The 15,257-nt window shown below is 60.7% G+C and carries 14 protein-coding genes; 2 read left to right on the forward strand and 12 right to left on the reverse strand.

Annotated elements, in window-relative coordinates; genetic code table 11:
* Positions 1 to 106: 106 nt before the first annotated feature.
* Positions 107 to 2,068: a DUF885 domain-containing protein gene (locus tag F550_RS0109305; RefSeq protein WP_018148277.1), complete on the reverse strand. Its 1,962-nt coding sequence runs from the start codon at positions 2,066 to 2,068 to the stop codon at positions 107 to 109.
* Between the two features lie 97 nt (positions 2,069 to 2,165).
* Positions 2,166 to 3,527 (reverse strand): leucyl aminopeptidase family protein, encoded by a 1,362-nt coding sequence (locus F550_RS0109310; RefSeq protein ID WP_018148278.1) that lies wholly within the window; start codon positions 3,525 to 3,527, stop codon positions 2,166 to 2,168.
* A 117-nt stretch (positions 3,528 to 3,644) separates the two neighbouring features.
* On the opposite strand from F550_RS0109310, the gene F550_RS0109315 reads away from it, so the two are divergent.
* Positions 3,645 to 4,553, forward strand: a complete 909-nt coding sequence (locus tag F550_RS0109315) for a tetratricopeptide repeat protein (protein WP_018148279.1) — start codon at positions 3,645 to 3,647, stop codon at positions 4,551 to 4,553.
* Positions 4,554 to 4,621: 68 nt separating this feature from the next.
* On the opposite strand, the gene F550_RS0109320 is transcribed toward F550_RS0109315, so the two are convergent.
* The 9 genes from F550_RS0109320 to F550_RS0109365 form a co-directional block, all read right to left on the reverse strand.
* On the reverse strand, positions 4,622 to 5,617 hold the full coding sequence (locus F550_RS0109320; RefSeq protein ID WP_018148280.1) for a type II secretion system F family protein: 996 nt from the start codon (positions 5,615 to 5,617) through the stop codon (positions 4,622 to 4,624).
* A gap of 9 nt (positions 5,618 to 5,626) precedes the next feature.
* Positions 5,627 to 6,658 (reverse strand): type II secretion system F family protein, encoded by a 1,032-nt coding sequence (locus F550_RS0109325; RefSeq protein WP_018148281.1) that lies wholly within the window; start codon positions 6,656 to 6,658, stop codon positions 5,627 to 5,629.
* Complete coding sequence (locus F550_RS0109330; RefSeq protein WP_051076828.1) at positions 6,658 to 8,151, reverse strand: CpaF family protein; 1,494 nt, start codon at positions 8,149 to 8,151, stop codon at positions 6,658 to 6,660. Before F550_RS0109330 ends, F550_RS0109325 begins: the two co-directional genes overlap by 1 nt.
* Positions 8,152 to 8,170: 19 nt before the next feature.
* Entirely contained in the window at positions 8,171 to 9,514 is a 1,344-nt protein-coding gene (locus tag F550_RS0109340; RefSeq protein WP_018148284.1) for an AAA family ATPase, read from the reverse strand.
* A gap of 30 nt (positions 9,515 to 9,544) precedes the next feature.
* Positions 9,545 to 10,249, reverse strand: a complete 705-nt coding sequence (locus F550_RS0109345) for a CpaD family pilus assembly protein (RefSeq protein ID WP_018148285.1) — start codon at positions 10,247 to 10,249, stop codon at positions 9,545 to 9,547.
* A gap of 11 nt (positions 10,250 to 10,260) precedes the next feature.
* Positions 10,261 to 11,730 (reverse strand): type II and III secretion system protein family protein, encoded by a 1,470-nt coding sequence (locus tag F550_RS0109350; RefSeq protein ID WP_018148286.1) that lies wholly within the window; start codon positions 11,728 to 11,730, stop codon positions 10,261 to 10,263.
* Positions 11,730 to 12,554: a Flp pilus assembly protein CpaB gene (gene cpaB / locus F550_RS17425; protein WP_018148287.1), complete on the reverse strand. Its 825-nt coding sequence runs from the start codon at positions 12,552 to 12,554 to the stop codon at positions 11,730 to 11,732. The genes F550_RS0109350 and cpaB overlap by 1 nt, the downstream gene beginning before the upstream one ends.
* A 109-nt stretch (positions 12,555 to 12,663) precedes the next feature.
* Complete coding sequence (locus tag F550_RS0109360) at positions 12,664 to 13,161, reverse strand: A24 family peptidase (RefSeq protein WP_018148288.1); 498 nt, start codon at positions 13,159 to 13,161, stop codon at positions 12,664 to 12,666.
* 152 nt (positions 13,162 to 13,313) lie between these two features.
* Positions 13,314 to 13,472: a Flp family type IVb pilin gene (locus F550_RS0109365; RefSeq protein WP_018148289.1), complete on the reverse strand. Its 159-nt coding sequence runs from the start codon at positions 13,470 to 13,472 to the stop codon at positions 13,314 to 13,316.
* Positions 13,473 to 13,727: 255 nt separating this feature from the next.
* Here F550_RS0109365 and F550_RS0109370 point away from each other — a divergent pair, with 255 nt between their 5' ends.
* Positions 13,728 to 14,168 carry a pilus assembly protein N-terminal domain-containing protein gene (locus tag F550_RS0109370; RefSeq protein WP_018148290.1) on the forward strand — a complete coding sequence of 147 codons (441 nt, stop codon included), beginning with the start codon at positions 13,728 to 13,730 and terminating at the stop codon, positions 14,166 to 14,168.
* Positions 14,169 to 14,240: 72 nt separating this feature from the next.
* On the opposite strand, the gene F550_RS0109375 is transcribed toward F550_RS0109370, so the two are convergent.
* Complete coding sequence (locus F550_RS0109375; RefSeq protein ID WP_018148291.1) at positions 14,241 to 15,215, reverse strand: helix-turn-helix domain-containing protein; 975 nt, start codon at positions 15,213 to 15,215, stop codon at positions 14,241 to 14,243.
* Positions 15,216 to 15,257: the final 42 nt, after the last annotated feature.

Consider the following 15,257-nt stretch of genomic DNA (forward strand, 5'->3'; position numbering starts at 1 on the left):
AAAGCCCCACAGCGCCAGCTGCGGGGCTTCTGTTTCGTGTCCTGCGCCCTCGTCCTTCGACGTCGCTCAGGATGAGGGAGCGGGCGTGCGGAAATAGGCGGAAAGCCTACTCTTCCAGTTCCATCGTTTCAGTTTCAGTCTCGACCTCGGTCGTGGCGGCCGTATCGGCTTCGCCGGCCTTCACGTCTTCGATCCAGGTGTTGACGCGGCGTTCGAGGATTTCGAGCGGGAGGGCGCCGCCGCCGAGGATGGTGTCGTGGAAGCCCTTGATGTCGAAATCATCGCCAAGTTCCTCGCGGGCGTGTTCGCGCAGTTCGAGGATCTTGATCATGCCGATCTTGTAGGCCGTCGCCTGGCCCGGCATCACGATGTAACGCTGGATTTCAGAGCGGGCCTGCGCGTCGGTGACGGCAGCGTTTTCGGTGAAGTATTCGAACGCTTCCTGCTCGGTCCAGCCCTTGGAGTGAAGGCCTGTATCCACGACGAGACGGATGGCACGCCAGATTTCAGAGCCGAGGCGGCCAAATTCCGATTGCGGGGTTTCAAACGTGCCCGGCATTTCGCTGGCGAGACGTTCTGAATAGAGGCCCCAGCCTTCGGAATAGGCGGTGAAGCCCGCCTGGGTACGGAATTGCGGAATGTCCTGCAGCTCCTGCGCGATGGAAATCTGCATGTGGTGGCCCGGAAGGCCCTCATGATAGGCGATCACTTCAAGCTCACGCTTCGGCATGGCGCTCATGTCGGAGAGGTGGGCGTAATAGGTGCCCGGACGCGAGCCATCCGGTGTGCCCGGGTAGTAATGCTGGGCGGCGCCGTCCTGCTCGCGGAAGGACTCGACACGCTTCACGATGAGGTCGGCTTGCGGAAGGATGCCGAAATAGTCTGGCAGCTGGCCTTCGATATTGTCGATGGCGGCGGTTGCATCAGCGATGTACTGGTCGGCCCCTTCGTCATTGTTCTCGTAATAGAGCTCACGGTCATCCGTGTTTTCTCGCAGATAGACGAAGAATTCCTGCAGCGTGCCATCGAAACCGAACTCTTCCTTGACCGCTTCCATCTCGCCCTGCAGGCGCTCGACCTCGTCGAGGCCGATCTGGTGGATTTCGTCAGCGGTCAGGTCTGTCGTGGTCGAGACTTTGAGGCGGTAATCGTAATACTCCGCGCCGCCTGGCTGTGAGGTGAGGCCGGTCGGGTTTTCCGGGGCGTCCTCGAGCTCTGCCTCGGCCCATTCGATCAGACGCTCATAAGCTGGCTGGAATTCCTCAACGAGGGCAGTTTCTGCCGCCGCTCTCAACTCTTCAGCGCGTGCTTCGTCGATCTCGCCGGCTTCCTGAAGATTGGAGATTTCCATCTGTACGTCGGCCCAGAGGTCAGAAGGCTCACCGTCAGTGAAAGGGGCGCCGGTGATGACGTTGCGGGCCTGTTCGATCACGCCTTCGAGCGCGAAATCAGGGGTTTCGACGCCGCGGCTGGCGCTTTCCTTCGCGATGGCGACAAGCTGGTCGCCTGCACGGGCGCCTTCGCTGATCCGCGAGATGTAGGCTTCCATGTCGGCTTCATTTTCGACACGGTGAAACTGGATGAGAACGGTTGGCAGGAAGCTCTGCGCGCCGTTCATCTGGTCGAAGGTGAAGCCGTTATAGAAGTACTCCATGCCTTCTTCGGCCTGCTCTGCCTGGTATTTCCAGATGTCCCAGGAATTCTTCGCTTCTGGTGTCAGCTTCGCATAATCGAAGTTGGCTTCCATCTCGGCGACGGTGTCGAGGCGCCACTGCAGCTGTTCCTGCGCGGCTTCATAGGACATGTCGTCAATCTCGTCATTGCGTTCCTTGCGGCCAAGGAAGGTGAGCCGGATCGGGCTCATCATGACCTGTTCTTCGTACTTTTCGTCGAACCATGCATTCAGGCGGGCAGTTTCTGCCTCAATCTCTGCATCGGTCGCGGCGGCCGTTTCTGTCGTCTCGGCGCCCGCCTCCGGGTTGTTGCCCTGTTGAGGCGCTGAAGTCTCACCACAGGCAGCAAGGATGAGGGCTAGGGCGGTGGCAGTCGCTGACAGCTTGACGCGCATGAAGAAAAACTCCTGATATTATCGAATTTCGCTATGAAGCAGGAATTTTGTTCTTATGCAAGGCAGGAGGGCGCGTTCACCCTCCCGCCCTGCCATTTCAGGCATAACGTGTGCGCAGCATTGCCCAGATCGCGCGAAGGCCACAGGCGGCGGCGCCTTCGGGGCGGCCAAATTTTGACTGGCGCCAACCCCAGACATCGAGATGCACCCAGCGGCGCGCCTCAACGAACTGTTTGAGGAAAATTGCTGCGGTAATAGAGCCGGCAAAGCGCCCGCCTGAGTTCTGAATGTCGGCAACCGAGCTTTTCAGCATGGATTTGTAGGGGTCCCAGAGCGGCATGCGCCAGACTGGATCGCCAGCGACGGCGCCAGCTGCAGTGATCGCGTCGGCCAGATCGCCGTCATCTGTATAGAAGGGCGCAAGGTCCGGGCCGAGGGCGACGCGTGCCGCGCCAGTGAGCGTGGCGAAATCAACGAGGAGGTCCGGGTCACTTTCGCAGGCGCGGGTCAGCGCATCACCAAGAATGAGACGGCCTTCTGCGTCGGTGTTGTCAATCTCGACCGTGAGCCCCTTGCGGGTCTGCAGGATGTCGCTTGGGCGGAAGGCATCGCGGCCGATCGCATTTTCGACGGCCGGAACGTAGAGTTTCAGCCGGACCGGCAGGTTCGAGCTCATTACCAGCTTGGCAAGCGCGATGACATGAGCCGAGCCGCCCATATCCTTTTTCATCAGCTTCATGCCAGCGCCTGGTTTCAGGTTCAGCCCACCCGTGTCGAAGGCGACGCCCTTGCCGACGAGCGCAAGTTCCGGGTGGTCCGGATTGCCCCAGGAAAGCTCCATGAAGCGCGGGGCTTCAGGCGCGGCGCGGCCCACGGCATGCACCATGGGGTAGTTTTCTTTCAGGAGATCGTCGCCCGTGATGACCGAGAGTTCGGCGCTGTATTGTTCGGCCAGCACGCGGATCGCAGCTTCGATGCCGGCCGGGCCCATATCCTGCGCCGGCGTGTTGATGAGGTCCCGAAGGAGCGCAATCGCGTCAGCTTCGCGATCCAGCGCTTCGGCATCGCCGCCATCGCCAACCACGAGACGCGGCGGCGTGGCCTTGTCTTTCAGGTATCGGTCGAAGCGGTACGCGCCATCAGCCCAGCCTGCCGCGATGTTCGCCATCGGCATGCCGCCATCGCGGGAGACCTGATAGTCGCCTTCAGGAAGTTTTGCAGACAGGGCTGCAACAGCCAGCGCGTCGCTGGTGTCGCCAAGTCCGAAAAGCACGTCCGCGATCCCGCCCTTGGCGTCAGCCAGGATGACCATGTCGCCGGTGCCAGCCTTGAACCCCTGCGCGCTTGCCTGGGCCTTCAGGCCGTCAGAGAGGTCGCCAGATCCATCGCTCCATTGGCTTGCGCGGAAGAAGTGCAGTTTTGCGGGGCTGTCGGCGCTGGCGGTGAACGCTTTGTGCATAGGGGATCAACTCTTCGAAGGTCTAACAGGTTAAGGCAATGGTCACCTCAGTTAACTGATCCTTGAGGCTTGGCCGTGCAAGGTCGCGCCATGAATCAGTTCGGCAGAGGGTGCCCGATGTTTTCCAAACGCGCAGCTCTTTATCCAGTTTCCCTTATGGCGCTGGCGCTAACAACGGCCTGCGCCTCAAGCGAGGCGGCGCGGAGCACGGCAGAGGCGGAAACAACGCTGGAAGCCGCCTATGCCGAGGAACTGGCGCCTGCGACCCCTGAAGAGATCGCCGAGATCGAGCGCGCAGATGCGCTGACGCGGGCAAATTTCTGGGCCGCCGAGTTCCGCAAGGACCCGAGCCGTCTCGACACCACGATCAGATTTGCGAGCGTCCTGCGCGAGATTGGCAGCCATGAACGCGCCATCGATGTTTTGTCGCGAACCATTCCGGCGCATCCGGCCTCGCATGAGTTGCAGCTTATCATGGGCCGCGCACTCCTGACCGAAAACCGGGCCGGTGAAGCGGCCGAGGCCTTTTACAAGGCGACGGTCATCGCGCCGCAAGAAGCCACAGCGCATGCCGCGCTTGGCGTCGCGCTGGACAGGCTGGAGCGTCACCGCGACGCCCAAAACGCCTATGCCCGCGCACTGGAGCTTGAGCCGACCCGGGCCTCGACGCTGGCCAATTACGGGCTGTCGCTGGCACTGACGGGTGATCTTGCCGGTGCCGAAGCGCGCCTTCGTGCCGCGCACAATCTGCCAGACGCTGATGCTCGCGTGCGCCAGAACCTGGCACTGATCCTTGGTCTTCAGGGCGAGTTCGATGAGATGCGCGCGGTCGACCCGCACGCCCCTGCCCGCACGGTCGAGGCCAATCTATCGACGATCCGCGATATGCTGAGCCCGGCGCGCAGCTATGACGCGCTGAAGCGCGATGAAGCGGCGACGCCGGCCCCGCAGGTCCAGCAAGTGCCGGAACGCGCCGAACCGGCGCAACGCACGCTGCCGCAATTGCGTGGCTCGCTTAGCGGGTAAGGCTGGCGCGCACGCGACCTAGTTTCAGTTAAAGCCAGACTCAGGTCCGCTTCGGCGGGATGCGAGCTCTAGTCGCCCACTTCGGTGGTGGCGTAGTTCTTAGCCTGCATTTCCTGATACTTGATATAGGCTGGACCGAGCACGACCAGGAACAGGACCGGCAGGAAAAAGAGGATCATCGGCACGGTGAGCTTCGCCGGGAGTGCGGCAGCCTTTTTCTCGGCCTCTGACATGCGCATGTCGCGGTTTTCCTTGGCCATGACGCGCAGGGCATCGCCGAGCGGTGTCCCGTAGCGCTCAGCTTGCATCAGCGCCATACAGACAGACTTCACGCCTTCATGACCGGTCCGCATGGCGAGGTTTTCGTAAGCGGTGCGGCGTTCCTGGAGATAGGCAAGCTCTGCCGTGGTGAGCTGGAACTCCTCGGCGAGCTCTACTGAAACCGCGCCGATCTCCGCGCCGACCTTGGCGAAGGCGAGCTCGATGGACATGCCGGATTCAACGCAGATCAGAAGCATGTCGAGCGCGTCCGGGAAAGCGCGCATGATGGAGTGCTGGCGCTTCTGGGCCTTGTTCGAGACGTAGAGGTTCGGCGCGTAGAAGCCAAAGGCGGCCCCGAACACCACGCCACCGATCTTCATCTGGGGATTGAGCCCCAGATCGTTGACGAAGAAGATGTAGAGAAAGGAGACAAGCGCCATCGCCATGGGCAGGACGAACCGGCAGAAATAGAAGATGGCGAGCGGGCGTGGCCCGCGCATGCCGGCCTGAATCAGCTTGCGCTCGACGTTCGGGTCTTCGAGCATCTTCTGGAGGTTCAGCTTGCCGGTAATCTCGCTGATGCGGCCGGAATTGTCTTTCTTGAGACCGCGCTTTTCCAGCGCGTCGCGGTTGGCACGGCGCAGACGTTCGCGCTGGGTGGTGACCTGTTTCAGGCGTGTCTCAAGCCGGTCCCCTTTCAGGAGGGGCATGGTCAACGACAGAATGGTGGCGAACATGGCGAGCGCGGCGAGAACCGAGGCCAGCATTGCCGGATCAGAGAGAGAGGTGATGAAGCCGGTCATGTCTCTCCCCTAGATATCGAAGCTGATCATGCGGCGCATGACCGTGATGCCGGTGAACATGAGGCCTGCGCCCATGAAGAGTATCATGTGGCCTGTCGGCTTTACGAAAAGCTCCATCATGTAGCTGGGAGTGGTCATGAAAACCATTGTGCCGACCGCAAAGGGCAGCGACGCGATGATGCCGGCAGACGCCTTGGCTTCCGACGACATGGCTTTGACCTTTTCGCGCATCATCTTGCGTTCGCGGATCACCTTGGAGAGGTTGCCGAGCGCTTCGGAGAGGTTGCCGCCGGACTTGGCCTGAATGGTCAACACGATGACGAAAAAGTTCACCTCTGGCAGGGGCACGCGCTTGTAGAATTGCTGGAGGGCGCGTTCCACCGTGGTGCCCATCTGGATGTTATCTGTCAGGGTCTTGAACTCATTGCCCAGCGGAGAAGGGCTTTCGCGGGCAATGATGCGCAGACATTCGGTCAGCGGCAGGCCGGACTTCACACCGCGCACGATGATATCGATGGCGTCGGCGAACTGGGCGGTCATCTTCTTGTAACGGCGCTTGGTCATCATGTCGAGGACCCAGCGCGGCACGCCAAGGAAGCCGACGATCGAGGCCACAATAATCATGGCAGGCCGCGACTTGATTTCGATGCCGGCGATTGGCGGAGGACCTTCGGCGCCGGAGATGAAGGCGAGCAGGGCAAAGGCGACGGCGAGACCGGCGGAGACCGCCCAGAACACTTCCGGTTTAATGTCGAGACCGGCCTGAAGAAGCTTGCCGCGAACATCCTGCGGGACGAGAGATTTGCGCCGCGCTTCATCCTGCTCACGCAGCTTGTCGAGCATCTGCTGGGTCTGGCGGCGACGCTGGGAGGTCGCGTCCTGTTTCTGGTTGGCCTTGCCGCCATTGCGGCCTTCCTGGATCTGTTTTGCCCGTTTGACCGCGCTATCACCGCCATCACCTGTGAGCACGAAGCCGAGGCCCGCCAGCGCAACAAAGGCGAGCCCTGCGACGAGATAGATGAGGAGGTCACCGCCGAGCATCAGGTGTCCAGCGCATCGATCGCCTTGGCGAGGTCGCGCTCCATATTGTAGTAGGACGCGCGCTCCCAGAAACGTGGCCGGCCGATGCCGGTGCCGCGGTGACGGCCCTTGACCCGGCCGTCTTCATCTTCGCCCTCGACCTCGTACTTCAGCACATCCTGAAGAATGATCGTGTCGCCTTCGAGACCCATGACTTCGGTGATCTGCATGATCCGGCGCGAGCCGTCGCGAAGACGGGAGGCCTGGACCACCACATCGATAGAGCCGACGATCATTTCGCGGATCGTACGGGCAGGAAGCGAGAAGCCGCCCATCGTGATCATGGATTCCACACGGCTGAGGGCTTCGCGCGGGGAGTTGGCGTGCAGCGTGCCCATCGAGCCGTCGTGACCGGTGTTCATGGCCTGAAGAAGGTCAAACGCTTCGGGGCCACGAACCTCGCCGACAATAATGCGTTCAGGGCGCATACGCAGACAGTTCTTCACAAGGTCACGCATCGAAACCTCGCCTGAGCCTTCAATGTTTGGCGGGCGTGTTTCGAGGCGGACAACGTGTGGCTGCTGGAGCTGGAGTTCAGCAGAGTCTTCGCAGGTGATGACGCGCTCTGTCGGGTCGATGAAGCCGGTGAGACAATTGAGCAGCGTCGTCTTGCCCGAACCGGTACCGCCAGAGATCAGGACGTTGCAGCGCGAATGGCCGATGATGCGGAGGATTTCCGCGCCGGGCTCCGAGATGGACCCGAAATTCACGAGGTCCTTGAGCCGCAGCTTATCCTTCTTGAACTTACGAATGGTGAGCGTCGGGCCATCGATCGCGAGCGGCGGCGCGATAACGTTCACACGAGACCCGTCAAGCAGACGCGCGTCACAGATCGGAGAGCTTTCATCGACGCGGCGGCCGACCTGCGACACGATCCGCTGACAGATGTTCATCAGCTGGGCATTGTCACGAAAGCGGATATTGGTCCGCTCGATCTTGCCGTTCACTTCGATATACGTGGTGTCGGCGCCGTTCACCATGATGTCGGCGATGTCGTCGCGCGCCAGCAGCGGCTCCAGCGGACCATAGCCCAGCACATCGTTACAGATATCATCGAGCAGGTGTTCCTGCTCCGAGATCGACATGACGACATTCTTGATACTGATGATTTCCACGACGATGTCGCGGATTTCCTCGCGCGCGCTTTCAGCATCGAGCTGGGCGAGCTGGCCGAGGTCGATCGTGTCGATCAGGGCGTTGAAGATGGTCGTCTTGGTGGCGTAATATTCTTCAGAGCGCGTATCGACCTTGTGGACGCGCTCTTTCTCCATGTCTGGCGGCGGCTTCAGCGCGACAGGCTTCTGTGCGGATTTCGAAGCGCCTGGCAAAGGCGGTGGACCGGACGCGGCCTTGGGCGCAGCAGGTTGCTGCGCCGGACGCGCAGCGGGCTTTGCCGACTGCGGGGATTGCGGCGGCGGCTTTAGTGCATTTGCTGAACGTTTGCCGAAGGACATGGCCTCTTTCTAGCCCCGATTACTTTCCGAGGAGTTTCTTGAGCAGGGACTTCTCTGGCTGAACGGTTTCGCGGCCAGACAGCATGGTGGCGAGCTGGTCGATCGCGACAGCGGACTTTGATTGAGGGTCGGCTTCCGAGATCATCTGGCCTTTATTGGATGCGGTCCCGAAAAGATGCGGGTCGAATGGCAGGACGATTTCCGGCTCTGCCTCAATGGCGGCGGCGAAGTCCTTGATCGGAATTTCAGGGCGTTTGGGAACGCCCATCATATTGATAACCAGACGCGGCGGACGGTCATTCGGGCGCTGGGATTTCAGCTGGTCCAGCATGTTCTTGCCATTGCGAAGCGAGGCGAGATCCGGCTGGCAGACGAGGATTACCTCATCGGAGGTCATCAGCGTGGAATAAATCCACTGCGACCAGCCATGTGGCAGGTCGAGCACCACGTACGGCATGAGCCGGCGCACGCCTTCGATGACCGTCGAATAGGCTTTCGGATCAATGTCCATGATCTGGTTGACACTGGCGGGCGCGGTAAAGAGCGAAAGCCGGTCGGTTGCCTTGGCAAGAAGCCTCGAGATGACAGCGTCATCGGCGCGGTCTGGCGCAAGCAGCGCATCGGCAACCGTCTGCGAGGTCTCATGATTGAAGTCGAGCGATGTGGTCCCGAATGAGAGGTCGAGATCGACAAGCGAGGTGCTGACGCGCGCATTCTCTGCGAGCGACCAGGCCAGATTGTGGGCAATGGTCGAGGCCCCTACCCCACCCTTTGCGCCGACCACCGAGATCGACTTGCCAACAAAAGGCGCGTCCGGGTCGTTGAAGATATTGGCGATGGAGCGGACCATCTGAACCGGCTCAATCGGTGGCACGAGATACTCGCTGACGCCGCGCGCAACGAGCTGGCGATAGAGCGCGATGTCATTGGTCGCGCCGACCACCATAACCTCGACGCCTTCTTCACAGAGGCCGGCGAGTTCATCGATCTGGCCGATCATTTCACTGGAGGGCGCAGAGGATTCGACGATCAGCAGGTTCGGGGTTGGATGCTCTGCAAGATGCTCAATCGCTGCCGGAATGCCGCCGGGAATGATGCTGACCGTCGCATTAGCCATGCGCCTGTCCATCTGAACCCGGTCAATGATCGAGGAGACGCGCTTTGTTTCGCAGAACGCCAGAACCGAGATGGCCGGGATTGCCCGGTCCCCGCCTTCATAGGCTTCCATTGGCGGAAGCTCGACCCGCGAAACGGCGTCGTCCTCGTCGCGCGCGCCAGTGAGCTGGCCCACGAGATCGTCGGATCCGAAGCTATCATCTCCAAGATCAAATTCTTCTTCGAAAAGTGCGTTTTCGTTGCTCATTTTCGTCAGGCCTTCGACCTTCTATCAAATTCAGTTCACGGCAGTGGAAACGGCGCCTGTTTCATTCTCGCCTCGTTCAGCCCCGGTTGGCTGGCCTTCGCGATAAAGCTCGAGCTGTGTCTGGCGGCGGCTTACGTCACCTGGATCCAGCGGACGATTGCCGAGGATGTCTGCAGGGTCGGCAATCATCGCGGCCTGATTGACACGGACGGAACAGCCAAGCGTCGTCATGTCATTATTGCTGGTGATGTCTGAGAAGCTGACCTGCGACTTCTGCGGACAATAGGGCGCGATAGCCGTGTAGGCGGTGTAGGACATGAGCAGCGGCGCATCGCGCAACCCTTCGGCGTTGTAGGCGCGGGCCCGAACGTCGTCATAGGCGACCCCTTCGGCCCAGGCGATGTCGCGCGCTTCCGATACGGCGGCCACCGCATAGGGGTCTGCGCCGTATTTTGACGGGACAGAGACGATGAGAAGACCGTGGCCACGCCGACGATAGTCTGCCACGAAGGCCCGCACGCGGTTCTCCTGACCGTCGCGCAGCCAGGCGGTGCGCGTATCTATGGCAAGCTCGAGAGACTGGCTGACCTCGCCGACACCGATCGCGTTCCGGTCAAGCGTCGTGCCTGTCAGATATTCCGCGGGGACATGGCCGGGCGGACCGGACGCACATCCGGCTATCAGGCCGGACGCAGCAAGGGCGAGGACACAAAGCGGTGTTTTCAGATGACGCATCCTTTTGTCTCCTATTCCTCGATGAAGCCAACGGGGGCGTTATAGTTTTCGCGGCTGAGCCCCTGTCCGTCGCGGCCATAGACCGAGTTCAGGGCGCCGAAGAAGACCGACTGCGCGTCCGATGCGTTGACATAGCCGTCTGCGGGCGTGCGAAGCTGGTTCGGATTGGCCGGATCGACGAGATAGGGCGTGATGATCACGACCAGCTCTGTTTCCTCATTGAGGAAGTCGCGCGACTGGAATAGCGCGCCCAGAACAGGCAGGCGCTTGAGGCCTGGAAGCTGGTCAAGCGACTGGCGCGAGCGGCTTTGTATGAGACCCGCAAGCATCATCGACCCGCCGCTTGGCAGCTCAACGGTGCTTTCGGCGCGGCGAACCGTCAGGGCTGGAATGGTTAGCGCTTCGGTCGTCACGACATTGCCGTCGCCATCGACGCCTGCAACCGACTGGCCCTGGAAAGCGCCCTGATTGGTGAGCTCGGACACTTCGGTCGAGACTTTCAGGGAGATACGGCCTTCAGACAGAACGATCGGGGTGAAGGCGAGGCCGACACCATAAGGTTTGAATTCTATTGTGACGCGGCCATTGTCATCCTGTCCGACGGGGACCGGGAACTCACCACCTGCGAGGAATTTCGCGCTCTCGCCGGAAATGGCCGAGATGTTCGGCTCTGCCAGCGTGCGTACGATGCCAATCCGCTCGAGCGCATCAATGCCTGCGCCAATTGTGGTCTGACGGCCGTTTGCATCGGTTGTCGTGTAATTTGGATTGAAGCTCAGACCGCCGAGCGAAGCCCCCTGAACGGCCAGGCCCGTGGTAGATGCGAGGTCGAAATTCACGACGTCTTCAAGGCTACCGATCGAACGGCCCGCAATGTCGATACCGAGCTGTTTGACGACTGAGCGCTGCATCTCGACGATGCGCACTTCCAGCATGACCTGGTCCTTGGCGGCGACGCTCAGCATGTTGACCGGTTCAAGTTCTTCATCGCCGGAATAGGCGCGGATGAGGCGCATGATCTGGTCGGACTGGAGAATGTTGTCGACATTGCCGCTGACGACCATGTTGCCGCCAATGCTTTCGATACCGACGCGCACACCTGGCACGTAGCGTTCGACGAGGCGTTCAAGCGCGGCAGTGTCGGCGTTGACCACGATCTCCAGATTGAGGATCGGCCGGCCATTGCGGTCGAACAGGAAGGCGTTTGTCTCGCCGACCTCAATGCCGCGAAAGATCAGGCGTTGTGCGGTCTGGACGACAGCATCGGCGATTGACGGATTTGTGATGACGACATCGGCGACCGGCCGATCAAGCTCGATGACGGTCGATTTATTCAGGCCGAGCCTGATTGTCTGGGAGACGTTGGTCTCGCCGGGCTCCATGATGGACACGCCAGACATGCCCTGTGCGCCGGCCGGAACCGGCGCGGACATCAGTCCGGCTGCACAGGCAGCCCCCAGTGTGCGCCAGATTGCGCTCATCAGCTACCCCCGCTCAGGCTGCCATTCTTGAAGACGCGCACGCCGCTGCCCCCTTCGGCGCCATTGCCGTCCAGAATGCTGGTATTGGCCGTTGGCTGGCCGTCATTATCATCGGTGTCAGCAACGCTGCGCAGAGAGAGCGCGATGGAGCCAAGCCGGCTCGCATGAGCCAGAAGCTCTGCCTGACGCGGCTCAAGTTCAAGCGTGGCCGTGGAGCCTGTCAGGGCCGGCACGCCGTCCGTCTCACCGAACATCTGGTCGATGGCGAGGACGCGGGCATTCTTGATCACGGTCCGGGTCAGCATGGTGTCACTCATGCCGCGCTCGCTCATGACTTCGACATCATAGGTCAGGATTACGTCGACGCGATCATCGGGCAGGATGAAGCCGGCCGAGGCCGATTCAGGTGAAATCTCGACGGAAATGGCCCGCATGCCCGGGGCAAGGAGCGCTGCCATGAAGCCGGTCTCGCCTTTCAGGACGATTTTCTGCGCGACGATCGGTTCACCTTGCAGGAGCGGGGTCTTCACGACACTGCCGGAAAGCTCCTCGACCGCGTCGGGCGACGTCTCCTGCGTAAAGTATGCGTTGTTGAGCGCGCGCTCGGGCCAGTCGGACCATTCGAAATCATCCGGGGTCAGCAGCGTGCCGGTGCGCATGGCATCGCGGGCGACGAGAACTTTTGTCGAGGAGACCTCAACCTCGCGCTCAATCACCTGCGGCTCCAGCTGGACCTGCTGGGTGGGCTCATTCGACATGCCGCGCACAAGGAATGCAGCCCCGATCGCCGCCATCGCAGCGACAAGCAGTATGATCAGACGCATGGGAGACATCGTACACCCCTCCGGCTCGAATCGGCTTCGCGAAATCGGAAGCCCTCAGCCTGCAATTTTGCACCCACAGACTAAGGCATAGTTAACCCGCTGGATTCAGCTAGATATTCAGTGATGACAACAGTGGCGAGAACGGGATCGCATAGACCGCGCCGCCTGCGATTGCGACGCCATAGGGCACGCCATTCCCCGCTTGCATGGTCTCTCTGGCAAAGCCTGGGGCGGCGTCCGCCGGGACCAGCCTGCGCGCCAGGATCACGGTTAGTGCCAGCGCACCGCCAATGACGGCCATCGCTGTGAGGAAGGGCATGGTGGCGGACGGGCCAAGCCACAACATGACGCCGGGGATCATCTTTGCGTCCCCGCCGCCGAATACGCCAAAGCCGAACAGCAGGATCGACACGGCGAAAGCGGCAATGCCTGCGAGCAGATGTGCGCCTGCAACATCCCAGCCCGGGGCGGTGATGATCACCGCAGGAATGAAGAGAAAGGCGATAATGGCGTTGAGGCCATTGGAAATCGTCAGGGTCTCAATGTCGCGCACCGCCGCATAGACGCAGAGGACTAGAAACACGCTGGCAAAAATAGCCGGGATCATCGGCGTCGGCTCCACTTGCAGGACATCGGACTGGCAAGAGCGTAGGTCATAAAACTTGACATCACTCTAATGAAAAGAGCCGCCGGGAGGCCCCGACGGCTCTTGATCAATCGGCCAGTGAGGCTGGCCTGTCCCCTAACTACCGGCGTGCCTTACAGGGCGTTCGCAACAGTGTTGAAGGTATCGGAGGTGCTGGAACCAAGCGCGGAAACAGCGCTGATGATCGCAACGGCGATCAGGGCAGCAATGAGACCATACTCGATAGCAGTGGCACCCGACTCATTCTTGAAAAAACGTACAAGCTTTTGCATTTGGAAACTCCATCATCATGCGTTTATGACGTTCCGAATTGCATTTGTTTTTGCCGGAACACGGTTAGCTCTACACGTTGCAAATAAATATCGCGTAAATCGGTCCATCAAATTTCTGAACAGTTTGCGCGATTGGATTAACCAAATCCCTGTGGTGACCGCGCAACCAGCCGGTGCATGGGCGTTAGGCTTCGCGAAACCTTCTAGCCTGTAAGTATTGCGTAATGATTGCAGGCTGCACGAGGATCGCGCGCAATGAAACTCTTTCCAAAGACACTGGCCGCAGCGCTGGCCGCCAGCACGGTAACCCTCACCGCCGCGGCGCAGCAGATGACTGTGGAGACCGGGACAACAGAGCCGGTGCGCCTGTCACGGGCCGCCGCGAATGTCGTCATCGGCAACCAGAACATCGCCGATGTGGCCGTCGCCGACCCGCACATGATCTTCCTGACAGGCAAGAGCTTCGGCACGACCAATCTCATCGTGCTCGACGCCAACAATAATATAATCCTGTCGACCGATGTCGTGGTGACCACGAACGCAGCCAACCTCGTTACGATTAATCGCGGTGGCAGTTCCTATACCTATGACTGCGTGGGTGAATGCCGCGATGCGCCGGTGCTTGGCGACAATGCCGACCATTTTGGCCGCTCGCTGGATCAGGCCGAGCAGCTTCAGCGCCTCACCGACAACTAAGGCCGCCAGCCTGGCAGAATAGCAAAAGCCAGCCTTTTCGGGCTGGCTTTTCTCGTCTCTGATGAAAAAGCCCTAGCGGCTTGGGCGGCTATTGGAAGTCGCTGCCAGCGTCGGCTCGTTTTGTTCGGCGGCAAGGGCTGCGGCTTCATCGATACTGGCCGAATAGATCGGCGCAGGCGTTTCAGACAGACTGCCGACGGACCGGCCATCGATGCGCCACTCAAACGCCGTTCCATCGCGCACGGTGATGGTCCAGTCAGCTCCGACGCGAGGATAATAGATCTCGCCGCGCGCCATTGTCCGGCTGCGGAAGATCGTGCCGTCAGGACCGCGCACTTCGATCCATTCAGGGCGGGTCGCGATGATCGACAGGTCAAGATCGTCCGATTGCGACGTTTCCAGGGGCGAGCGGGCAAAAAGGCTTTCCTGCGCGGTATTCACCGCGACGACGCGTTCTGCCACTGACGGCGCGGACCGGCCGGATGCGTATTCGCCGGGCTGGATCATGAAGGCAATCGCCCCGCCAAGCACAACGACGCACGCCATGACGGCGGCTGGGATGGCATAACGCCGGCCGGGGCTGGGCGCTGTGTCGGATACGGATGAGCGCGGCACAGCTGTCGCAAACCGGGGCTGCTCGTCGGTTGGGAAATCGGCAAGAACCGCATCGGGCGGGATGCCGAGATATTTGGCATAGCTTTTCGCGGCGATGCGCGTGCGGCCCATGTCATAGCCTGGCGGCTGGGTCGTGCGCTCAAGGCATTCGATGACGCGGTGGTTCAGAAGGAGCGCGTTGGACACAGCCTCAATGCTGAGTTCCTGACGCTCACGGGCTGCGCGCAGAATGCCGCCGCCGGTAAAATTATCGATCAGACTATCGCTGGCCGCACCCGCAACGCTCTCATCAGAGATCGTGATATGGGTCTCGGCAGCGCTTACGGCATCTGTCCCGTTTTCGTCTCGCGATTGCTGCGCCTCGCCGGATTGTCCGGAAAATGTATCATTTTCGGAAAAACTATTTTCGGCTTTACGCTCGTCGTCGTTCATGACGCGATTATCCAATCGATGACCGGCAGATTAATTGTGGGA

This window comes from Henriciella marina DSM 19595, assembly GCF_000376805.1.
In the GTDB taxonomy this organism is placed as follows: domain Bacteria; phylum Pseudomonadota; class Alphaproteobacteria; order Caulobacterales; family Hyphomonadaceae; genus Henriciella; species Henriciella marina.